Below are 22,367 nucleotides of genomic sequence, written 5' to 3'. Positions count from 1 at the left end.
ACTCCTGTGCTCAGGCAGGCTGCGCCATAGTGGCGGCCATGCGTTTGATTTCCGGCACACAGGAACCGCAGACGCTGCCGCAGCCCAGTGTGCCCTTGAGTTGTTCCACACTATCCCCCCGCTCCAGACACTGGCGGATGGTGTTTTCGCCTACCTGCCGGCACTGGCAGACCATTTTTTCGCGCACCACGGCGCGCTGTCCGGCCGGGGCAAACACAGTCAGCCGTGATCCCTGCCATGCCTCACCGGCTTGCAGTTGCTGCAACAGGCTGTCCGCTGCCGGGCCGTCTGTGACATTGCTGCTGGCAAACACAAAGGCCGCCAGATGGCCATCGGCCCAGGCCACGCGCTTGACCACGCCACGGCGGTCGTCGCGGTATTCCAGCACATCAGGACCGGGCTGCAGGCCCAGCACATCCAGCAGTTGCTGCAGCCAGCCATCCAGCGCCTGTTCGTGCGCGGCGCGCAACAGCAAGACATCCGGGTTATGCAGCGCAATGGCGGCATAGCTGCATTGGCAAAGAAGCGGTGCCAGCCGCGCCTGCATGGCGGGCAGGTCGTCACAACGCAGCGCCGCCGTTACCCGCCAGGGCAGGCTGATTTTTTCCACCTTGACGGCGGCATGCTTGAGTTCCGGCTGGAAGGACTGGCCATCCACCTGCGGCTGGCTGGTTTCATTGATGCCGCCACTATTGAGAAACTGGCCATTCCAGTGCATGGCCGCAAATACCGTGCCGCCGGGCAGTTCGCGGCTGATGGCAAGCGGCAATACCAGCTGGCCACGCTTGCTGCTGATGCGCACCAAGTCGCCCGCTTGCAGGCCACGCCGTTCGGCATCGTCCGGGTGCATCTCCAGTGCCGGTTCCGGGCGATGGGCAAACAGCTGTGGCAGACGGCCGGTGCGGCTCATGCCATGCCACTGGTCACGCAAGCGGCCCGTCAGCAGGCGGAAGGGGTAATGCGCCGATACATTCTCTGCCGGTGGCTGGTAGCGCACGGCATGAAAACGGGCGCGGCCATTGGCAGTGGCAAACACGCCATCGACATAACGCCGCGCCTGGCCCTGTACCGCGCCAGCAGGCAGCGGCCATTGCTGCGGCCCGGCGCTGTCCAGCAAGGCATAATCCAGCCCGCTGATGTCCAGATCCCGCCCGGCGGTGAGCGCGCGGTGTTCGTCGAATACGCTGGCGACTTCAGTATCAGCAAACAGGCTGGCCGCGCCGGGATACAGCAGTGCTTCCAGGCGGCGGGCAATCTGGCTGACAATCCAGCCATCGCTTTGCGCCTCGCCCGGTGGCGGCACGGCGGCGCGTACCCGGCTGATGCGGCGTTCGGAATTGGTGACCGTGCCCTCTTTTTCACCCCAGGTCGCGGCAGGCAGCAGGATGTCGGCCAACGCAGTGGTGTCGGTATGGGCAAAGGCATCCTGCACCACCACCAGCTCGGCCTGCGCCAGTGCGGCGCGCACCTGCGGCAGATTGGGCAGCGAATGCGCCGGGTTGCTGCAGGCAATCCAGATGGCCTTGATGCGCCCCTGCTGCAAGGCGTCGAACATGGCAATGGCGGGCAGGCCGGGCGTGGCCGACAGCCGCTCGGTCGGCACGCCCCAGTGGGCGGCCACTTCGGCACGGTGCGCGGCATTGTCGATATCACGGTGCGCCGCCAGCATGGTGGCCATGCCACCCACTTCGCGCCCGCCCATGGCATTGGGCTGGCCGGTGAGCGAGAACGGCCCGGCACCGGGCTTGCCGATCTGCCCCGTTGCCAGATGCAAGTTGATCAGCGCCAGGTTCTTGTCAGTACCGTGGCTGGACTGGTTCAGCCCCATGCAGTACAGCGACAGGCTGGCCGGGCTGTGGCCAAACCACTCGGCGGCCTGGATCAGGTCTTCTTCGCGGATGCCGCAGATTTCCGCCGCCATTTTGGGCGTGGTGTTGCGCACCATCTGCTTGAGTTCGGCAAAGCCTTCGGTATGGGCGCTGATGTAATCCGTCGCCACCAGCCCTTCCCAGATCAGGTGATGCAGCATGCCATTGAACAGCGCCACATCGGTGCCGGGCTGAATCTGCAAATGCAGGTCGGCCATGGCGGCGGTGTCGGTACGGCGCGGGTCAATCACAATCCAGCGCGTGTTCGGCCTTGCCGCGCGGGCGTCCTCCAGCCGTCGCAGCAGCACCGGGTGGGCGTAGGCCAGATTGCTGCCGGCAAACAGCACGCAGTCGGCCTGTTCCAGATCGGCATAACAGCTGGGCGGGCCATCGGCACCAAAGGCTTTCTTGTAAGCGGTAACAGCGCTGGACATGCACAGGCGGGAGTTGGTGTCGATATTGTTGGTGCCCACCACGCCCTTGGCCAGCTTGTTGAACAGATAGTAGTCCTCGGTCAGCAACTGGCCGGAGACGTAAAATGCCACCGCGTCCGGCCCGTGCTGGCGGATGATGCGGGCAAAGCTTTCCGCCACGCTGTCCAGCGCAGCGTCCCAGTCAACGCGCTGGCGCGGCGCGTTGCGGGTGAGCCGCATTTCCGGGTACAGCGCACGGCCACTGTCGCTGGCGGCGCTGGCCGCCAGACTCAGCCCCTTGCTGCACAGCCGGCCAAAATTGGCCGGGTGCTCCGGGTCGCCCCGTACACCGGTAATGCGTCCGTCTTCGCTGGCAATCAGCACGCCACAGCCTGTGCCGCAATAGCAGCAGGTGGAGCGGGTTTCAGTCCTGCCCATTTTGCCCATCCTTTTCTGATGACAAGGTCCCGTTGCAACCCGTTGCAATCCTTTGCAATAGGCCTTGTTCACAAGCCCAGCAGCACCATGCCCTGTTCCAGCTTCACCGGAAAATGGCGGGCACAGCCTTCGTCCGGCGCGCGTGCTGCGCCGCTGGCCAGGTCGATATTCCAGCTGTGCAGCGGGCAAGTAACAGACTCGCCATGCACAATGCCCTGGCTGAGCGGCCCGCCTTTGTGCGGGCAGCGGTCCAGCAGGGCAAACACCTTGTCATCATGGGTGCGGAACACCGCCACATTGCCACTGGCGCGTTCCACCACCCGGCTGCCTTGCAGCGGAATGTCAGTCAGGGCGCAAATCAGTACCCAGTGTTGGCTGTCTGTCATGACGTGCGCTCCTCAGGCTTCCAGCTTGATCGGAATGAATTCGTTTTTCTGCGTACCGGCAATGCGTGCCGCCCATGGGTCTGGCAAGCCTTGCAGCGAGAACAGCAAGCGCTGATACAAGGCCTGGCGGCTGGCGGCATCGGCCACTACCCTGGCCTTGATGACATCCAGTCCGACACGGGCGATGAAGTGCACGGTACGGTCCAGGTAGTAGGCTTCCTCGCGGTAAAGCTGCAAAAAGGCGCCGCTGTATTCTTTTACTTCCTCGGCGGTTTTTACTTTGCACAGGAACTGCGCCACTTCGGTCTTGATGCCGCCGTTGCCGCCTACATACAGCTCCCAGCCGGAATCCACCGCAATCACCCCCACGTCCTTGATGCCTGCTTCGGCACAGTTGCGCGGGCAGCCGGACACCGCCAGCTTCACCTTGTGCGGCGACCACATATTGGCCAGCATGGTTTCCAGATCAATGCCCATCTGGGTGCTGTTCTGGGTGCCAAAGCGGCAGAACTCGCTGCCGACGCAGGTTTTCACCGTGCGGATGGATTTGCCGTAGGCATGGCCGGACTGCATGCCCAGGTCCTGCCAGACATTGACCAGGTCTTCCTTTTTCACCCCCAGCAGGTCGATGCGCTGACCGCCGGTAACCTTCACCATCGGCACCTGGTATTTGTCGGCCACGTCGGCAATGCGGCGCAGCTCGCTGGCGGTGGTGACGCCGCCTTTCATCTGCGGAATCACCGAAAAGGTGCCGTCCTTCTGGATATTGGCGTGCACCCGTTCGTTGACGAAGCGGCTTTGCGGGTCGTCCACCGCCTCGTGCGGCCAGCTGGACAACAGGTAGTAGTTGATGGCCGGGCGGCAGGTGGCACAGCCATTGGGGGTGCGCCATTCCAGAAAATGGAACACCTCGGCATGGGTCAGCAGATGTTGCTCGCGAATGGCCTTGCGCACTTCGCCATGGCTGCGCTCGGTACAGCCGCACACGGCCTTGGTTTTGGGCGTTTCCTGAAAATCCGTGCCCACCACACTCATCAATATCTGCTCCACCAGGCCGGAGCAGGAACCGCAGGAGCTGGCCGCCTTGGTGTGCTTTTTCACCTCGTCCAGGGTAAACAGGCCCTTGTCCTTGATGGTTTTGACGATAGTGCCCTTGCACACGCCGTTGCAGCCGCACACTTCGTCGCTGTCCTGCATGCAGGCGGCCTTGCTTTGGCCCTGCACGCCGGAGTCCCCGATGGTGGATTCGCCAAACATCAGCGTGTCGCGCAATTCGGCCACCGAGCGGCCCTCGCGTAGCAGCTTGAAGTACCAGGCACCATCGGCGGTATCGCCATACAGGCAGACCCCGGCCAGCTTGTCGTCCTTGATCACCAGCTTTTTGTACACGCCGCCTGCCGGGTCGGACAGCACGATGTCTTCCATGCCCTCGCCGCCCATGAAGTCACCAGCCGAGAACAAATCAATCCCGGTGACTTTCAGCTTGGTGGACAGCACTGAGCCCTGATAGCGACCAATACCCAGCTGGGCCAGATGGTTGGCGCACACCTTGGCCTGCTCGAACAAGGGGGCTACCAGACCATAGGCCACACCACGATGACTGACGCACTCGCCCACTGCATAGACGCGCGGGTCGTAGGTTTGCAGTGCATCGCTCACCACGATGCCGCGTTCGCAGTGCAGGCCACAGGATTCGGCCAGCGCGGTATTGGGGCGAATGCCTACCGCCATCACCACCAGTTGGGCGTTTATCTCTTCGCCATCGCTAAAACGCACCCCGGCAACACCGCCCTGGCCGTCATCCAGAATGGCGGCAGTCTGCTTGCCCAGCAAAAAGCCGATGCCGCGCTCTTCCAGCGCCCGCCGCAGCAAGTCTCCGGCTACATCATCCAACTGGCGGTCCAGCAGCCAGTCACCCAGATGCACCACGGTGACCTCCATGCCGCGCAGCTTCAGTCCGTTGGCGGCCTCCAGCCCCAGCAGGCCACCGCCAATCACCACCGCCTGGCGCTTGGTCTTGGCGGCGTCCATCATCAGCTCGGTATCGCGGATGTCACGGTAGCTGATGACGCCATCCAGATCCTTGCCCGGTACCGGCAAGATGAAGGGCGTGGAGCCGGTGGCCAGCAGCAGGCGGTCGTAAGCCGCTTCGGTACCGTCTTCGGCGATGACTTTGCGCCGTACCCGGTCGATGGTGGCCACATTCTTGCCCATGTAGAGGGTGATGCCGTGCTCGGCGTACCATTCAACACTGTTGAGAATGATGTCCTTGAAGTCCTGCTCCCCGGCCAATACCGGCGACAGCAGGATGCGGTTGTAGTTGGGGTGCGGCTCGGCACCGAACACGGTGATGTCGTACAAATCCGGTGCCAGGCCCAGCAACTCTTCCACCGTGCGGATACCGGCCATGCCATTACCCACCACCACCAGCTTTTGCCGGGCCTTGCCCTGCAGTTCTGCCATGTTCATCCTGCTCTCCTTTGCTTCTTATACCCGTGCCGCGGCAACGGTCCAGCCACTGCGCCAGCGTTGTTTCACCCCAGCCAGGCTCAGCCAGGCCAGGCAGCACAGGCAGGCAAACAGCCACAAACCTGCGGAATAACCACCGCTAGCCTGCTTGATGGCTCCCAGGCTGGCGGCCAGCGCAAAACCACCAACCCCGCCCGCCATGCCTACCAGGCCGGTCATCACGCCGATTTCCTTGCCAAAGCGTTGCGGCACCAGCTGGAACACCGCACCGTTACCGGCACCCAGGCACAGCATGGCCAGGATGAACAGCAGCAGTGCCACCGATGGGCCACCCACATTGAAACCGGCCGCGCCAATCAGCAGCGCACAGCACAGATACACCGCGAGCAAGGAACGGGTGCCGCCCAGACGGTCGGCCAGCATGCCGCCCAGCGGCCGCATCACCGAACCGGCAAACACACAGGCGGCGGTGTATAGCCCTGCCGTTTTGGCATCAAAGGCAAACTGGTCGTGAAAGTAGCCCGGCAGCGCGCTGGCAAAGCCGGAGAAGCCGCCAAAGGTCATGGAATAGAAAAACATGAACCACCAGGCGTCCTTTTCTTTCAGCACGGCCAGATAGTCAGCCAGCTTCTTGGCTGGCGGCGCATTCGGTGCGTCCTTGGCACAACAGGTGAAAATGAGCAGCGCGGCAATGAGCGGAATGCAGGCCAGGCCGAACACGTTCTGCCAGCCAAAAGCCAGTGCCAGCGCCGGGGCAAACAGCGCTGCCAGCACAGTGCCGGAGTTACCCGCCCCGGCAATGCCCATGGCCGTGCCCTGATGCTGCGGCGGATACCAGCGCGAGGCCAGCGGCAGCGACACCGCAAACGAGGCCCCTGCCACGCCCAGGAACAAGCCAAGCAGCAGCGCACCACCCAGACTGGCAATGCCGACCTGCCAGGCAGCCAGCAAGGCGGCAATCACCACCAGCTGGCCGATGATGCCGGCCCCGCGCGCGCCGATACGGTCCACCAGCACGCCCATCAGCAGGCGCAGGATGGCCCCCGCCAGAATCGGCGTGGCCACCATCAGGCCGCGCTGCTGGGTGGACAGATGCAGTGCGCTGGCAATGGGCACCTGCAAGGGGCCCAGCAGATACCACACCATGAAACTGAGGTCGAAATACAGAAAGGCTGAAAACAGGGTCGGCTTGTGTCCGGCTTGCCAGAAAGTGCGGTCCATGTAGTACTCCTGTCGGGGAAGCGTGCTTCCCGCCAAATGGCCAAAACAAAAACGGCGCCCTCCCTGACTGTGAAGTCAGGAGAGGACGCCGTTGTCCGTATCGGTAGTGGCCGCCGTTGGCCACTGCCGTGATGTATGGTGCAGTCAGCACGCCGTTGCGCTGCTACACCGCACTTATTGCAATTTGCGTGCCAGCCGGAAAATGCTGTTTGCGGGAGTATTCATGCCGGTTCTGCCCGGATATTGCACCGCATCAGTGCGTGTATTGCGACAGCGCACCGACACTGGGCGCACTGCCGGAATAATCTGGCCAGTGGCTGCCGTCCATCAGCACGCTGTGACGGTCATGTACCGCTGGCAATGACAAGCCGCAGGCTCGGGCTGCCTGCTCATACAAGGCGGTCTGGTTGACGCTGGCCACCACGGCGGCCGCGTCATTGCCCTGCCACATGCCCCAGCGCCGGTATTGCTGCAAAAACCACAAGGCATCCGACGGATAAGGGTAATTGACGCGGCCTTCATCACAAAAATGCAGCAGACCGGCATCTGCAGCGGTCCAGTGTTGCAGGATCAGCTCCGCCGGCATGGCCAGGCAGTCTTCCGCGGCCAGCCAGCCGGCAGCCAGTGCGTGGTTTTCCGGCTGATCCAGCCAGTGGCAGGCCAGCAGCAGCGCCTGTACCAGACGCCCGGCCACATCCGGCTGCTGCTGTGCCAGTTCGCGTCGGCAAGCCAGCACCTTTTCCGGGTGATTCGGCCAGATGACTGCACTGTCGGTCACCAGGCGGGCTACGCCGCGCTGCTGTGCCAGTGCATGCCAGGGCTGACCGGCGCAAAATCCGTCCAGCACACCGGCCTGCATGGCATCGCTCATTTGTGCCGGTGGAATCACCACGCAACGGGCATCGCGCAAGGGATGCACACCCTGGGCGGCCAGCCAGTAATACAGCCACATGGCGTGAGTGCCGGTGGGAAAGGTATGCGCCAGTGCCAGCGGGCGGCCCAGTTGCCGGCTGATTTCCATCAGGCTGGCACCCTGGCAATAGGCATCGGCCAATGCAGGAGCCAGGCTGATGCCCTGCCCGTTCTGGTTCAGCGTCATCAGGATGGCCATGTCGCAGGGCGGATTACCCAGACCCAGCTGCATGCCATACACCAGTCCGTACAGCGCATGCGCGGCATCCAGCTGGCCGCTGATCAGCTTGTCGCGCACCGCCGACCAGGACGGCTGGCGATGCAGGCAGAATTGCAGACCCATTTCACGGTCCAGCCCCAGACGCTGTGCCACCACCAGCGGTGCGCAATCTGTCAGTGCGACAAAGCCCAGATTCAGTGTGTGCAAGCATGCGGGAACAGTCATGAATGTCTTTCAGCCCAGCAGCTTGCTGGAGTTGATCAGTTGGCGGGACAGTTCGGCCAGCCGCAAGCCGCTTTGCATGGCCTGGCTGCGCAGCAGCGCATAGGCGTCGGCTTCGGACAGCTGGCGGCGCTCCATCAGAATGCCCTTGGCGCGTTCGATCAGCTTGCGTTCTGCCAGTTGTTCTTCCATCTGCAGCAGACGTTTTTTAAGGCGGGCATCTTCTTCAAACTTGACCCGCGCCATGTCGATGATCGGTGCCAGGCGGCTGGCAGCCACCTGATCCACCACATAGGCGGTGACACCGGCACTGACCGCAGCCTGAATGGCGGGCAAGCCGCCTTGCTCGGCAAACATCACCACCGGGCGTGGCGCGGCATGGCCCATCAGTGCCAGTTGTTCCAGTGTGTCGCGGGAGGGGGATTCGGTATCAATGATGATGATGTCGGGAGACTGGCTGTCCACCAGTTGCAGCAGCTCCGCTGCGCCTTGCGCCTCTGCCACCACCAGATAGCCAGCCGCCGTCAGCGCAGCATGCAGCTGGGCCATCGGGCGGTCGGTATCGTTGACCAGTAATAGTCGTAATGGAGTGGAAGCAGTCATGGCAGCCATCATCGGGTGATGACCACCAGGGATGCAATATTCGTGCCCAAGGCCAGCCAGTGCGAGGAACTGCAAGCACCCCGCACCGCTTAGCCCTTGGACTCAGTTGGCCCGCTCTGGCAGCGGTATTTGCAGCCACTGCTGATAGAAGGTTTCGATGTCCGGTTCGAAATCGTGAATCACCGGATACCAGGGGGTGGGTGCTTCCACATCATGCATGGTGGCGCATTGCGGGCAGTAATACTCGCGATACACCTGCCACTGCGTGTCCGGTGCCATCAGCGGCGGGTACACCTCAGCCATGGCTTCGGGGCTATCACGCACATGAATCATGGCATTGAGCTTCCAGTTTTCGCGGTAATCACCAAACACATGGCCGCAATCGCACTGCGTCACCCAACGCTTGTCCTGGCAGGACTGCACGATATACAAATGCGGGCCCAGTGGCAGGATGATGCGGTCGGGGAAGCGCACCTTTTCCTGCAAGGCGGCCAGGTATTGCACGAAGCGCTGCTGATCCTTGGGCATGGACAACATGCGAAAGGTAGTGTCCCAGTCCAGCGTGCCATCCACCAGATGGGAAATCTGTTCATTGGTATATGCCGACATGTGCTGTCTCCTTCAGCATGGGGTTTTACTCTTCCACCTGCACTACGGTGGTGACATCGGGCAGCAAGGACAAATCCATGCGGTGTTTGGCACCATAAGACGGTACGCCCAGCTCGCTCTCCAGCAGCTGCCATTCATCCGGCAAGCTCCAGAAGGCCTTGAACTGGCGGCTGAACTTGTCCGACAGGGCAAAACTGGTGGCAAACATGTGCTGCACCTGTACCGAGGCCTGCCTGGCCAGAATCCGCTCGCGTTCCTGCTGCATCCAGACGCGGGTGGGCTGCGCACGGGCAAGCCTTTCCTGCCGCATTTGCGCGCGCCGCTGCCGGGTTTTTGCCACGTCCACGGCATAACGGCCCTTGCTGTCACAGCTGAACACCGCGCCATACACGCGTTCTGCGTATTCCGGCAGCAGGAATTGCTGGTTCAGGTCGGCCTCTATCGCCTTGGGGTCGCGGTCTATCGGGTCGCCAAAACCCGGTCCGCCGCGCAGGTAGTTGAGGTAGAGGTCGTAGTTGTCGTAACAGTCTTCGGTGCTCATGCACTGCTTGTCGCGCTTGACCCTGGCCCCCGCTGCCAGATGACGCTCGTAATCCGGTTGCGATGGATCGGTGTCGCCGCCCAAGGGCAAGGACTCGCCGCTGGCAATGCGTTGTTGCAGGCCGGTACTGTGGGCTTCAAAGCGATAGCCGGTCGCTGAGGGGTAGCCGCCCATCAGTCCCCAGTCGCTGTTCATGTAGCCATTGCCCATGAAGAACATGGTCCAGTCCTGTGCCTTCCACACCATGCGCAAGGTTTCAAAACCGCAGCCACCGCGGTATTTGCCATAGCCACCGGAGTTGGTTTTGACATTGCGCCCCAGGTAAAGCAGCGGCTCGGCCATTTCCCAGATTTCGATGTCGCCCATGTCGCCTTCCGGGTTCCAGATGGCCGCGGCGTGGTTCAGTCCGTCCTTGATGGCACTGGCGCCAGTGCCGCAAGAGCTGGCCTCGAAACTGTTGACCGCATGGATTTCACCATCCTGATTGATGCCGCCGCCTTGCAGCCAGTTGGAGGTGTTGGCATTGCCGGCATTGACTTCTTCCAGGTAGCCACGGCTGAAATAGGCCTGACTCAGCCCGCGCCACAAGGCGGACCAGCCGGACACCAGAAAATGCCAGGCGTAGGCATGACCGGTACGACGGTCATCCGGGTTACACCACGTGCCCTTGGGCAGGCGGAATTCGGTGGCGTAGTAAGCGCCATCATTGATGCGCTGGGTGGGCACCAGAGTCTGGCACATCATCACCCAGATGCCGGAAGTGAACGCCACCTGGTGGGCATTGAAGGTGTGCCAGCCCCAGCGGCTGGCCCCTTCGAAGTCCAACCGCCATTTGCCGTCCGGCCTGATGGTCATCTCGCACGGGGAATGCATGATGGAATCCAGCTTGGCAAAGGCATTGGATACCTGCACGTCTTCGTGTTTGTACGGTACGTCGACGAAAGATACTTTGCGGTAGACACCTGGCAGGGTCATGGCCTTGATCCGGCTCATCAGTCCGCGACGCCCTTCTTCTATGACTTCGAAGGCAAATTTCTCATACGCCTCGATGCCATCGGCCCGGATCACTTCCTCCACCAGATCGCGGATCATGTGGCAGCCGGCGATGCGGGTTTTTTCGTCGAGGATCCAGTACTTGGGCGTGCGTACCGAACGCTGCGATTCGTGCAGCCAGTCACGCAGCGGTACATCGTTGATGCCGGTCTTGCGGCAGGTAATCATGTAGCCATCACCAAAACGCTGGGTTTGCCCGGTGGACATGGAGCCCGGCGTTACCGCGCCGGTATCGATGACATGAGTAACCCCACCCACCCAGCCTATCAGCCTTTCCTCCCAGAAAATGGGCACGATGGTGGCAATGTCGCAGGGGTGCACATTGCCGATGGCACAGTCGTTGGTGGTGAACATATCACCGGGATGGATGCCGGGATTGCTCTCCCAGTCGTTTTCAATCATGTACTTGATGGCAGCCCCCATGGTGCCGACATGAATGATGATGCCGGTGGAAGTCAACACGCAGTCACCGGCAGCGTTGTAGAGGGTGAAGCACAGTTCGCCCTCTTGCTCGACGATGGGGCTGGCGGCAATTTTCTTGGCGGTTTCACGGGCATGCACCAGCCCGCCGCGCAGCTTGGAAAACAGCTTTTCATAGCCGATAGGGTCGCCATCGCGCAGCGCCAGCTCTGTCAGCCCGTTGTAATGCCCGGTGGCACGGGTACGCTCGATGATGGCGTCGCGATACTGTTTCAGGGTCTGGCCGTTGTGCAAAAGGTCGGCAGTCTTGAATTCCCGCTGGTTGAACATGTTCATGGTGCATCTCCTTATTGCAGCTGGCTCAGATGAAACAGTCGGTGCTTGTCCAGCCGGGTGGCAAAGCCGTCGGGCACCACAAAGGTGGTGGCATCGGATTCGATGATGGCCGGCCCGATGATGTGATTGCCGGCCTTCAGGCCCTCCATGCTCCACAGCGTGGCTTCAGACCATTTTTTGTGGCGGTAAAACGGGCGGGTTCCCAGGCAGGCGGCTGCGGGGGGAACCGGGCCGGCGTCCGGGTCTTCCGGCAAGGCAGGTTTCTGGGTGATTACCGTGCCGCGCAGGATGGCTGCGGTAATGGAAAAGCCCAGCTCCGGCGAGCGTGCGGCAGTGGCATAAACCCGCCCATAGGTGGTTTCGAAGGCCTCGACCATCCGGTCCCAGTGTTCGGCCGTGCTGGCCCAGGTGACCGGCGAGACGATTTCCAGATCATTCAGCTGCCCCATGTATTGCATCTTGAAACCGGGTATCAGCAATACATCCTCGGGCTGATAGCCATTGAGCACGAATTCGTCGATCACCTTGAGCGCCAGATCGGACCATGCCTCCTGCAAGGTCTGGCAGGCTGCCACCTTTTCGGCTGCGCTGGCATGCTGCGCCACACCCAGATCCACCGACTTGTCATAGCGGTATTCAAAGTCGGCACAGGCACAGCCAAAGGCCGAGAAGCCAGCCGCCCAGGCCGGGACCACCACGTCCTTGAAACCGACGCCGCCGGTATAACCATAGGTATGCACCGGCCCGGCCCCGCCATAGGAGAAGCAGGTGAATTCCGCCGGGTTGTAGCCCTTGGCACTGATGTTGGCACGCAGGTATTCGGACAGGGTGAGGTCCAGCAGCTCGATGACACCTGCTGCGGCATCTTCCACACTCAGGCCCAGCGGGTCGGCAATTTGCGCCTTGATATGCTTCCGGGCACGGGCGACATCCAGCTTGATGGCTCCGCCAAGGAAATTGTCCGGATTCAGATAGCCCAGCACCACATGGCAGTCCGACACCGATACGGTATCCAGCCCACTTTCCGGCCAGCAGGTACCTACCCGGTAACCCGCACTGTCCGGCCCCAGCTTGATGGCCTTGCTGTACGGGTCCAGCCGCACGAAGCTGCCGGCGCCTGCGCCGACCGAATCCATGGCGACCAGCGGCAGCGACAACACCAGCCGGGCCATGTCCGGGTCGGACTTGATGGCGAAGTTGCCCTTGGTGATCAGGGCGACATCGAAGCTGGTGCCGCCGATGTCCGAACAGGCGATATTGTCATCACCCAGGTATTCGCCCAGCAGCCTGGCACCAATCACCCCGCCGATGGGGCCGGACACGATGGTGCGTGCCAGCTCCTTGGCCTTCCAGCTGATGGTGCCGCCGTGGGTGGCCATTACCCGCAGGTCAAAGCGGGCGCCATATTTGCTGAACAGCTCACTCACCTGCTTTAGCGTCTGACGTGATGGCTCAGCCCCGTAGGCCTCCAGAATAGTGGTATTCATGCGGTGGCTTTCCTTGCGCGACGGGTAATAGTCCACCGAGGCAAAAACCGGGATATCTGCATGAGCTTGCTGTAGTTCGTCCAGCACAATGTCGCGTGCCTGTTGTTCGCTGCGCGGATTCTTGTGCGACTGCAACAGGCAAATGACGATGGCCTGGGCACCGGCTTCCAGCAGCTCGCGGGTGGCCAGGCGAACCTCATCCTCGCGCAGCGGGATGACAATTTCTCCCTGCACGTCGGTGCGCTCCGTCACACCCCGGGTGCGGGATACCGGCACCAGCGGTTCGTCGTAACGGTGGGTATTCAGATGAATGCGGTCTTCCAGCGCATAGCCCAGATAGCTTTGCAAGGCTCGCCCCATGGAGTGGATCTGCTCGAAGCCCTTGTTGCAGATCAGCCCCACCGGCAATCCCTTGCGTGCCAGGATGCGGTTGAGCATGGCGGTGCCGGAGTACACGCAGGTCACCAGCTCCGGATACACATCGTCAACCGTCCGGCCCCAGTGTGCCAGCGCATCCCGCGATGAGTGGTAAATGGCATGTGACTCATCAGCAGGATTGCTTTGTGCCTTGCCAACAACAAAACGCCCATCTTCGCGGACGAAAAAGGTGTCGGTCATCGTGCCGCCGGCATCAATGCCCATCACCTGAACGACAGATCGCCTTTGCATATTGATTCCTCCAGACTGAGTGGTTCGACATCGTGGTCTTGCCCTGACAACATCAAGTGGCAGCCAACCTGGCTGCGACAAATCTTTTGGCCAGAAACCAATGTCAGGCACCACGTGACGGGGAATGTCCCCAGCCTGGTAATGGCAACATGCGTGCCATCCCTGAAACCAAAACAGATTTCCCACTTTTCCATTTGTTTACAATGACTTGCAAAAACAAAAACAAGGCATGATGGAAAACGTACCTCAGCCAGGATGTCTTGAATACGGACAAGGACGCGGACAGTGTACGGAATACGGACAGCCCGCCTGACCGATGGGTGCAGGCCGGTCCTGCCCGATTTCCATGATGATTGACGCTGTTTCCGCCGCGCCTCATTCCACTCATGCTGAAGGTGAAATCTCCATGCCACGTTCAAAACCGCTGATACCGAGTGCCGTCAACGATGAACGGGTTGCCAGTTGCTGGGAAGCATTCATCTGCCAGGAAAGCAACCCGACCGATGCCATCCGTCAGGTCATCTGGCAGTCCTGGCTGCGCTGTCGCACCAGCGAGGTCAACCCGACACTGCAAGTTGCCCCGGTCATCGACAGCAAACAGCTGCTGACTGCACGCTGCCAGCAGGCAGAAACACTGCTTGGTGCGGCACGCCCGGTGATGGGCCTGTTGCGGGGGGTGCTCAAGGAATCCGGCTCGATGATCATGCTGGCCGACGCAGACGGCATGATTCTTGATCAACATGGTGCCCATCGCGCAAGGCAGGCAGGGGAGCAGGTGAATCTGGCACCCGGCGGTTTCTGGAGCGAATCGCTCATTGGCACCAATGCCATCGGAACCGCCATTGCCACCGGCCAGCCGGTACAGATTCATGCCAATGAGCATTACTGTCTGGATATCAAGCAATGGACCTGTGCCGCCGCACCCATCTTCGACCCCTACAGCCAGGCCTTGCTGGGCGTGATCGACCTGTCAGGACGCAAGGAAACCTTTCACGGCCATTCATTGGGCCTGGCAATTGCGGCGGCCAGACAGATCGAATGCACACTGCTGCAACAAGCCCATACCCTCAATCACCGCCTGCTGGAGCTTTCCACACTGGCCTTCAATCAGTACCGCAATGACTGCCTGCTGCTGTTTGACCGGCATGGCCGCCTGCTGAAACAAAACGGCAAGCTGCACGAGGCACAGCAGCAACACGGCGTCAGCCTGTTACATGATGGCAACTGGTATCTGCCCGCCTGCAATCTGGGCGACCCGGCCGAACTGCGTCAGCAACAGGCACCTGCCTGGCTGCAACAAGCTTGGGTACAAGGACTGCAGGAAAAGGGACAACAGCTGGGCAGCCTGCTGATCATTCCGTTGCGGCAAGCCGGAACGCCAGTCAAACCGGCTGTCAGTGCAAGCCCTCAGCCCCCAGCGGATGCCTTTGATGCCATCATCGGCAGCAGCCCTGGCCTGCACGCCACCCGGCAGCAGGCCCGGCGTCTGGCGGCACTGGACCTGCCGGTATTGCTGCTGGGTGAAACCGGGGTGGGCAAAGAGCTGTTTGCCCGCGCCATCCATCAAAGCTCCGGCCGGGCGACAGCCCCCTTTGTTGCGCTAAATTGCGGGGCACTGTCACGCGACTTGCTGGCCAGCGAACTGTTCGGCTATGTCGACGGCGCTTTTACCGGAGCCCGTCGTGGCGGCATGCCGGGCAAGATAGAACAGGCCGATGGCGGCACACTGTTTCTGGATGAAATCGGTGAAATGCCGCTGGAAGTGCAGCCCCATTTGCTGCGGGTACTGGAAGACGGCCGCCTGGTGCGACTGGGCGATCGACATGAACGGCAGATCAAGCTGCGCCTCGTCGCCGCCACCAACCGAGACCTGCAGGCCGAAGTAGCCAGCGGCCGGTTCCGCTGCGACCTCTATCACCGGCTGTGCGTCAGCAGCGTGCTGATTCCGCCCCTGCGCTCGCGCAAGGAGGACATCATCGACATCATTGCGCATCTGGACGCGCAATTTGCCCGCAAATATGGCACCGCAGGAAAGCGACTGGGAGAAGGTGTCATGGAGGCACTGACCCGGCACGACTGGCCCGGTAATGTCAGGGAATTGCGCAATGTGTACGAAATGCTGTTTGCACTGTGCGACGGAGAATGCATAGACATGGCGCAACTCCCACCCGACCTGCTGACAGGCCGCATGCGGTACGGCGAACAAGCAGATATCAACCCGCAGCAGGAAAACCGGCTGGACGCCATCGAAAGACAGGCCATAGAGCGGGCCATCGCGCAGTCGGACGGCAACCTGTCCCGGGCAGCCCGCAGCCTGGGCATCTCGCGCTCCACCCTGTACACAAAACTGGCTGGCATGCGCGCTAGCAGCAAAGCCGTGCGCAAAGACTAGACGGCAGCTATGCCGCTGCAGCCTCAGCTCGCCCCGCTGGCCGCACTGGCCGGTGCATGCTGCTGGCAGGCATGGTGCAGGAACTCGCCAAAACGCTGCGTGGTGTACACATACCACGCATTGTCGATGCTGAAACTTTGCACACCTCCCGCCAGATTGGGGGCAGCAAAATACAGGATGGCCCGGTCACGTCCCTGACCGCTGCTGCAGTCCAGCTCGGTGAGGATTTCCGCACTGTGCACCGCACTGCCGCCCAAAACAAAATTCAGGCTCCACCACAGCGAGATGGTGCCGCCCTTCTCCTGTTTCACCGGCTTGTTTTCCAGGCTGGCGTTCTGTTCGCACTGATCGCTGCATTGCCAGTACAAGGGCGTTGCCTGGGCTTGCAATGCAAGGCAGGACAACAACAAGCAGCACAAGCCGGCAATGGCATGGGACAGGAAGGAAAGCGCAATTCGGGCGGAAGGCATGATGGCAAGGGCAGCGGCGGATTCGACAACAAGCCGACAGGCCATTGCCTTGCAATAGCCAGCCGGAAGTGTTGCCAATGTAATGGCAATGCCGGCAGGCGATAACATCATTTACCGGAAATTACACCGCCATGACTGGCTGCGCGTGCCAGACATCAGGCCGGCATGGCAAACAGCTGGAACAGCTCCTTGAGGTGTGGTGCTTCAAAGCGGCGGCGCACGGTGATGGCATAGAAGGTTTCTTCCACCCCCTGCACCGAGCCGTATTTCTCCAGCATCCCCTTGCCCAGCTCATCCTTCACCACAATGGCCGGAATCAGCGCCACGGCACCGGCATCGCGTGCCAGCAAGCGCAAAGTGGCCATGTCGTCCACTTCGGCACGGATGCGTGGTTCGATACCCAGTTTTTCGCACAGCAGGTCGAAGCGCACGCGGATTTCACTTTTGGCACTGGGCACCACCAGCCATTGCTGCCGCAGGATCTGCGCCAGGTCAAACGGCCCGTCAACCAGCCCCGGCGGGCCGATCAGGCAAACCTCCTGCCGCGCCAGCGTGCGGCAGCGCCATGGGTGCTTGTCGTCGGCAATCACCGGGCGGTTGCTCAGCACCACGTCCAGTTCGAACGCGGCCAGCCGGCTGAGCAATTCTTCCAGCCCGCCCGCTTCCAGGTTCAGCTTGACCGACTGCCGCCCCAGTACCGGATGCAGAAAGCTTTCCAGAAAATTGCGTGACAGGGTGGACACGCTGCCAATACGCAGTTGGCCGCCCTGCCCGGCATCCTGACTGGTGGTGGTGGCCAACAGCTCGTTGCCCAGCGCGAAAATAGCCTCGGCATAGCGCAGTACCGACGCGCCCATTTCGGTCAGCAGCAGTTTCTTGCCTTCGCGCAGGAACAAGGGCGTGCCCAGTTGTTCTTCCAGCTGGCGGATTTGCGCCGACAGCGCCGACTGGGAAATATGCAGCCGTTCCGCAGTACGGGTAAGGTGACCTTCCGCCGCCACGCGCCAGAAGTAATACAGATGATGATAGTTAAGGCGATTAATCATTCTGTTTAATAGATTGATTTGTCCGTATTAATGTATTTTACCGAACAAGCATTGGCAGGCATAGTGCCGCTGTGTTCAATAACCAGTGGTTTGACGCCATGTTGCCATCCTTTCACACCCTGCTTGCCGTGCTGTGGCTGCTGCCCGCCCTGATGCACGGCAAGCTGTCGCACCACTGGTGGCTGGCCCAGTCCAGTGCGGCGGGCGGCGCACTGTGTGCAGCCATGTTGATGGCCTGGCAAGGCCTGCACGCTGCCTTGCTGTTCCAGTTGCTGATCCAGCTGCTGGCCTGGGTGATCTTGCGTTTTTCCGCCCGCTACCTGAGCGGCGAAACCGGCCAGGCGCGGTTTTTGCGCGCCGTGGGCTGGCTGCTGTGTGGTGCCACGCTGGTGGTGGCCAGCCAGGACTGGCTGACCCTGCTGGCCGGCTGGCTGCTGACCAGCCCGGCACTGCAAAGCCTGCTGACCTTCTTCCCCCAGCGGCCGCAGGCACGCATTGCCGCCCGGCGCGAAGCCGTGGCCAGCCGGCTGGCCGAACTGTGCCTGCTGCTGGCCGCCGGGCTGATCAGCTGGGCGGTGGGTTCCATGTCATTCGATGTAGTAGCCCAGCCACTGACGTCCCCCAATGCTGAACTGGCACGCCAGCTTGGCGCAGTATTGCTGGTGGGCTGCGTGGTACTGAAAACCGCCCAGCTGCCGTTTCATGGCTGGCTGACCCAGGTGATGGAAGCGCCCACGCCGGTGTCTGCCCTGCTGCATGCCGGGGTGGTGAATCTGGGCGGCATGGTGCTGATCAAGCTGTCTGCACTGTGGAGCGTGGTGCCGCTGGCCAGCTGGCTGCTGGTGTTGTGGGGCGGCCTGACTGCAGGCCTTGCCTGCTGGGTGATGCAAACCCGCATCAGCATCAAGCTGCGGCTGGCGTGGTCCACCTGCGCACAAATGGGTTTCATGCTGATGGAGTGCGGTTTGGGTCAGTATTCGCTGGCGCTGCTGCACCTGGTCACCCATTCCATTTACAAGGCACATGCTTTTCTCAGTTCTGGCAGCCAGGTACGTGCCACCATCCGCCAGAGTGCAACCCCCGGCCAGCACGGCAAACTGTGGCATGCGGGTAGCGGCATCGCCGGCATCGCGCTGCTGCTGGCCAGCCTGCAAGCCTGGCAGCTGGCACTGGGCCATGCCCTGCAACCACCTCTGCTGCTGATTGTGGTGATTGGCCTGGGGCTGGCCCCGCTGTGCCAACGCAGCCTGCGCGGCTATGCAGTGGCCTTGCTGCTGTGTCAGGTCTACCTGCTGCTGCACACCCTGTTTGCCACCCTGCAAGCCGATCAGGCCAGTGTGCCGCTTGGCTGCCAGCTGCTGGTTGCGGCCTTGTTTGTGGCGCTGTTCCTGCTGCAAGGCTGGCTGCAACACCACCCGGACCACGCGCTCACCCGCCGCCTGTATGCGCTGGCCTTTGGTGGCCTGTATCTGGATGAATGGTGGGTACGCACCAGCATGCGCACCCGGCTGTACCGCCTGGGTCGCCTCTCCCAACCACGCCAGCAAGGAGCAACCGCCCATGACCATGCCTGATTCCCCCTTGCAGCACGCCATTGCAAACGCAGCAGGCCGGATTGCCCCCAGCTGGCCGCTGGACAGCCTGCTGGCCAGCTCGCCTTACTGGGGCTTGCGCCAGCAACAATTTGTCAGCGCCCACGACGGCTTGCAGCGACTGGCGGACAGCCGCCTGCATCTGGATGAATCTGACTATCAACAGGCTTTCCGCGACGGCAGCATCGGCCTGCCCCACCTGCAAGTGGCACTGCATGAAGCAGGCCTGCACTGCGCTGCCAGCGACTGGCTGTCACAACCCGCCAGCGAGACCGCCCGCCGGCCTGCCCGTTTATTGCAGAGCAAGTGGCGCCAGGACCCGGCAGGACATGCCGGTTTGCAAAGCTGGCAACAGGTGATTACCCAGCAGATCAGCCAGTGCTGTGCCGCATGGTTCGACCACGACCAGGCCGAATGGCAGCCGGACCGTCACGGCCAGCTCTACCAGAACTGGCTGGCGGAAATGCGCATCCAGCCCGTGCCCAGCCCGGACCCGGCGCTGCGCCAGGCAATGCAACAGGCCATCGCCACATTGCCGGAAGATCACCACAGCTTGCTTGACCAGGCGGTAACACGCTTGCAGGCCCGGCCCGACTGGCTGGCCGACTGGTTTTATGTACTGCTGCAACGCAATAGCGGCTGGGCCGCCTGGTGCCGTTACCAGGGCTGGCAAGCCGAGCTGTCCGGTGGCAGCAGCAGCCTGCTGCAACAGTTGCTGGCCATGCAGTTGGGCTGGGAATGGCTGCTGGATGATGGCAAGCGCGATGCCGACAGCCACTGGCAGCACTGGCAACAGGCCTGGCATGGCCAGCCAGTTGCAGCAGCATCAGCACGTGGCCTGATCTGGCAACGTGCCGCCGAACTGGCCACCCATGCCGGCTTGCTCGCGCAACTGGCCCACGCTCCGGCCCAGCCGGATAGTGCAAGTACCGACATCCACGCCGTGTTCTGCATCGACGTGCGCTCCGAACCGATGCGCCGGGCACTGGAACAAACGGCACCCGGCATCCGTACCGCCGGGTTTGCCGGTTTCTTCGGCCTGCCGCTGGCCATCCGCTTTGCCGGAGAGGACCACAGCCAGCCACGCCTGCCGGGCCTGCTGGCCCCCAGCTGGGAAGCGGTGATGCCGCCGCTGGACAAGGGCCTGCAGGAATGGGGCCAGTTTGAACGCGCCCCCTTGTCCAGTTTCACCCTGGTGGAAAGCGCCGGGCTGGGCAAGGTGGGCAAGTTGCTGCGCAAGGCCTTCCCCGGCAAACGCCGCGCCACGCTGGCCGAGCTGGACCCCTGGCTCAACGACAAGGAACAGGCCATGGTGTCGGCCGGTCGTCAGCTGGGCAGCGACGCCATCATCACCATCCTGCAAACCCTGTTGCCTGCCATGGGGCTGGGCCAGTCGTTTCCGCGCACCGTGTTGCTGATTGGCCATGCCAGTCACAGCAGCAACAACCCGCAAGCCTCGGCCCTGCAATGCGGTGCCTGCGGTGGCCACGGCGGCCATTTGCACGTGCTGCTGCTGAGTGACTGGCTGCAGCGGCCGGAGGTACGCGCCGGACTGGCGGCGCAAGGCATGGTGATACCGGAGGAAACGATGTTTCTGCCGCTGCTGCACCTGACCCATAGCGATGAACTGGAAGTACTGCAGCCAGACCAGCTGTCCCCGGCACTGCAACAGCGTGCCGCCAGCCTGCAAGGCTTGCTGGAACAGGCCGGTCAGCGCGCACGGGAACGGCGCAAGGGGCAGGATGGCATTCGTCCTGACATCGACAGCAACGCCCTGCTGGCCCTGTTGCGGCAAAAAGGCCATCACTGGGCGGAAACCCGCCCGGAATGGGGGCTGGCCAATAACGCCTTTTTCATCGCAGCACCACGCAGCCGCACCCGCACGCTTGACTTGCAAGGGCGAGCCTTCCTGCAGGAATACGACTGGCGGCAAGACCCGGAGGCCCGCCAGCTGTCCGGCATCTTTGGCGGCCCGCTGGTGGTGGCGCACTGGATCAACATGCAGTACTTCGCTGCGGTGGTGGACCCCAAACGCTACGGCAGCGGCAACAAGCTGCTGCACAACGTGGTGGGCGGGCGCATCGGCGTATTCGAAGGCAATAGCGGTGACTTGCGCATCGGCCTGTCCTGGCAATCGGTACACGATGGCCAGCAATGGCGGCATGCACCGCTGCGCCTTGCCGCCTGCATCGACGCACCGGCCAGCCTGATTACCCTGGCACTGGAGCAGCAGCCGGAAGTCGCCACGCTGGTGGCCAATGGCTGGCTGCACCTTTACCGCTTTGCCGACAAGGGCATGGAATCTTGGCAACACGGCAACTGGCAGCCATTCACACTGCCGCAGGATGCCGCCACAGACACTGGAAACACGATATGGAAATCCTGACCCCGCATCGCGACGACATCAGCCGCGCCGCCCGCCTGCTACAAGACGGCCAGCTGGTGGCCCTGCCCACCGAAACCGTGTACGGACTGGCCGCCAATGCCGAAGACCCGGCCGCGGTGGCCAGGGTATTTGCCGCCAAGGGCCGCCCGGCGGACCACCCGCTGATCGTGCACATTCCGGACATCAGCCAGCTGTCGCGCTGGGCTGATCCCATCCCGCCGCAGGCACTGCAACTGGCGGCCGCCTTCTGGCCCGGCCCGCTCACCATGGTGCTGCCTGCCGCGCCTTCTGTTTCCCGTTTGATCACCGGCGGTCAGGACACGGTAGCGGTGCGCTGGCCTGCCCACCCCTTGTTCCAGGCGGTGCTGGACGAGCTGGGCCACGCGGTGGTGGCCCCGTCGGCCAACCCGTTCGGGCATATCAGTCCCACCAGCGCCGAACATGTTGCAAGGCAGCTGGATGGTCGCATTGCTGCCGTACTGGATGGCGGTGCCTGCCGGGTGGGCGTGGAATCCACCATTGTCGACCTGTCCGGCCCGGCAGCACGCATATTGCGACCGGGCAGCATCAGCGCCGCGCAACTGGCGAGCATTCTGCCGCTATCCGGCCAGCAC

14 protein-coding genes and 1 pseudogene are annotated in these 22,367 nt (G+C 62.2%); 4 read left to right on the top strand and 11 right to left on the bottom strand.

Annotated features, from left to right (window positions below; all coding sequences use genetic code 11):
- Positions 1-10: 10 nt before the first annotated feature.
- From JHD62_RS13795 to JHD62_RS13755, 9 genes and pseudogenes are all read right to left on the bottom strand, one after another.
- Positions 11-2,719 (bottom strand): nitrate reductase, encoded by a 2,709-nt coding sequence (locus JHD62_RS13795; RefSeq protein ID WP_199103375.1) that lies wholly within the window; start codon positions 2,717-2,719, stop codon positions 11-13.
- A gap of 68 nt (positions 2,720-2,787) precedes the next feature.
- Positions 2,788-3,105, bottom strand: coding sequence for a nitrite reductase small subunit NirD (gene nirD, locus JHD62_RS13790; protein ID WP_199103374.1), 318 nt, complete (start codon positions 3,103-3,105; stop codon positions 2,788-2,790).
- A gap of 81 nt (positions 3,106-3,186) precedes the next feature.
- A pseudogene (gene nirB, locus JHD62_RS13785) lies at positions 3,187-5,568 on the bottom strand (nitrite reductase large subunit NirB); the annotation flags it as partial.
- Positions 5,569-5,592: 24 nt separating this feature from the next.
- Positions 5,593-6,795, bottom strand: a complete 1,203-nt coding sequence (locus JHD62_RS13780) for a NarK/NasA family nitrate transporter (RefSeq protein ID WP_199103372.1) — start codon at positions 6,793-6,795, stop codon at positions 5,593-5,595.
- Positions 6,796-7,048: 253 nt separating this feature from the next.
- Positions 7,049-8,152: a CmpA/NrtA family ABC transporter substrate-binding protein gene (locus JHD62_RS13775; RefSeq protein ID WP_199103371.1), complete on the bottom strand. Its 1,104-nt coding sequence runs from the start codon at positions 8,150-8,152 to the stop codon at positions 7,049-7,051.
- 9 nt (positions 8,153-8,161) lie between these two features.
- On the bottom strand, positions 8,162-8,752 hold the full coding sequence (locus JHD62_RS13770; RefSeq protein ID WP_199103370.1) for an ANTAR domain-containing response regulator: 591 nt from the start codon (positions 8,750-8,752) through the stop codon (positions 8,162-8,164).
- A gap of 102 nt (positions 8,753-8,854) precedes the next feature.
- The gene (locus JHD62_RS13765) at positions 8,855-9,361 is read right to left on the bottom strand and encodes an acetone carboxylase subunit gamma (protein ID WP_199103369.1); all 507 of its coding nucleotides are present in this window, start codon (positions 9,359-9,361) and stop codon (positions 8,855-8,857) included.
- A 25-nt stretch (positions 9,362-9,386) separates the two neighbouring features.
- The gene (locus JHD62_RS13760) at positions 9,387-11,711 is read right to left on the bottom strand and encodes a hydantoinase B/oxoprolinase family protein (RefSeq protein WP_199103368.1); all 2,325 of its coding nucleotides are present in this window, start codon (positions 11,709-11,711) and stop codon (positions 9,387-9,389) included.
- A gap of 11 nt (positions 11,712-11,722) precedes the next feature.
- Entirely contained in the window at positions 11,723-13,867 is a 2,145-nt protein-coding gene (locus JHD62_RS13755; RefSeq protein ID WP_199103367.1) for a hydantoinase/oxoprolinase family protein, read from the bottom strand.
- A gap of 406 nt (positions 13,868-14,273) precedes the next feature.
- Here JHD62_RS13755 and JHD62_RS13750 point away from each other — a divergent pair, with 406 nt between their 5' ends.
- Positions 14,274-16,259 (top strand): sigma-54-dependent Fis family transcriptional regulator, encoded by a 1,986-nt coding sequence (locus JHD62_RS13750; RefSeq protein WP_199103366.1) that lies wholly within the window; start codon positions 14,274-14,276, stop codon positions 16,257-16,259.
- 23 nt (positions 16,260-16,282) lie between these two features.
- Here JHD62_RS13750 and JHD62_RS13745 read toward each other — a convergent pair whose 3' ends face one another.
- Positions 16,283-16,729 (bottom strand): hypothetical protein, encoded by a 447-nt coding sequence (locus JHD62_RS13745; RefSeq protein WP_199103365.1) that lies wholly within the window; start codon positions 16,727-16,729, stop codon positions 16,283-16,285.
- A 155-nt stretch (positions 16,730-16,884) separates the two neighbouring features.
- On the bottom strand, positions 16,885-17,775 hold the full coding sequence (locus tag JHD62_RS13740; RefSeq protein WP_045847330.1) for a LysR family transcriptional regulator: 891 nt from the start codon (positions 17,773-17,775) through the stop codon (positions 16,885-16,887).
- 98 nt (positions 17,776-17,873) lie between these two features.
- Between JHD62_RS13740 and JHD62_RS13735 the strand changes: the two genes are divergently transcribed.
- The 3 genes from JHD62_RS13735 to JHD62_RS13725 all read left to right on the top strand — a co-directional run.
- Complete coding sequence (locus JHD62_RS13735) at positions 17,874-19,349, top strand: NADH-quinone oxidoreductase subunit L (RefSeq protein ID WP_199103364.1); 1,476 nt, start codon at positions 17,874-17,876, stop codon at positions 19,347-19,349.
- Complete coding sequence (locus tag JHD62_RS13730; RefSeq protein WP_199103363.1) at positions 19,336-21,753, top strand: YbcC family protein; 2,418 nt, start codon at positions 19,336-19,338, stop codon at positions 21,751-21,753. Before JHD62_RS13735 ends, JHD62_RS13730 begins: the two co-directional genes overlap by 14 nt.
- A partial coding sequence (locus JHD62_RS13725) for an L-threonylcarbamoyladenylate synthase (protein ID WP_199103362.1) occupies positions 21,741-22,367 on the top strand: 627 nt, incomplete at its 3' end. The genes JHD62_RS13730 and JHD62_RS13725, both read left to right, overlap by 13 nt.

It is taken from the genome of Aquitalea sp. ASV11, from assembly GCF_016429185.1.
Taxonomy (GTDB): domain Bacteria; phylum Pseudomonadota; class Gammaproteobacteria; order Burkholderiales; family Chromobacteriaceae; genus Aquitalea; species Aquitalea pelogenes.
This window is presented reverse-complemented; position numbering and strand designations above follow the sequence as displayed.

Excerpts from the sequence above, each read along its gene's own strand:
- JHD62_RS13795 (WP_199103375.1), bottom strand. The coding sequence starts at position 2,719 with ATGGGCAGGACTGAAACCCGCTCCACCTGCTGCTATTGCGGCACAGGC.
- nirD (WP_199103374.1), bottom strand. The coding sequence starts at position 3,105 with ATGACAGACAGCCAACACTGGGTACTGATTTGCGCCCTGACTGACATT.
- JHD62_RS13780 (WP_199103372.1), bottom strand. The coding sequence starts at position 6,795 with ATGGACCGCACTTTCTGGCAAGCCGGACACAAGCCGACCCTGTTTTCA.
- JHD62_RS13775 (WP_199103371.1), bottom strand. The coding sequence starts at position 8,152 with ATGACTGTTCCCGCATGCTTGCACACACTGAATCTGGGCTTTGTCGCA.
- JHD62_RS13770 (WP_199103370.1), bottom strand. The coding sequence starts at position 8,752 with ATGACTGCTTCCACTCCATTACGACTATTACTGGTCAACGATACCGAC.
- JHD62_RS13765 (WP_199103369.1), bottom strand. The coding sequence starts at position 9,361 with ATGTCGGCATATACCAATGAACAGATTTCCCATCTGGTGGATGGCACG.
- JHD62_RS13760 (WP_199103368.1), bottom strand. The coding sequence starts at position 11,711 with ATGAACATGTTCAACCAGCGGGAATTCAAGACTGCCGACCTTTTGCAC.
- JHD62_RS13755 (WP_199103367.1), bottom strand. The coding sequence starts at position 13,867 with ATGCAAAGGCGATCTGTCGTTCAGGTGATGGGCATTGATGCCGGCGGC.
- JHD62_RS13750 (WP_199103366.1), top strand. The coding sequence starts at position 14,274 with ATGCCACGTTCAAAACCGCTGATACCGAGTGCCGTCAACGATGAACGG.
- JHD62_RS13745 (WP_199103365.1), bottom strand. The coding sequence starts at position 16,729 with ATGCCTTCCGCCCGAATTGCGCTTTCCTTCCTGTCCCATGCCATTGCC.
- JHD62_RS13740 (WP_045847330.1), bottom strand. The coding sequence starts at position 17,775 with ATGATTAATCGCCTTAACTATCATCATCTGTATTACTTCTGGCGCGTG.
- JHD62_RS13735 (WP_199103364.1), top strand. The coding sequence starts at position 17,874 with ATGTTGCCATCCTTTCACACCCTGCTTGCCGTGCTGTGGCTGCTGCCC.
- JHD62_RS13730 (WP_199103363.1), top strand. The coding sequence starts at position 19,336 with ATGACCATGCCTGATTCCCCCTTGCAGCACGCCATTGCAAACGCAGCA.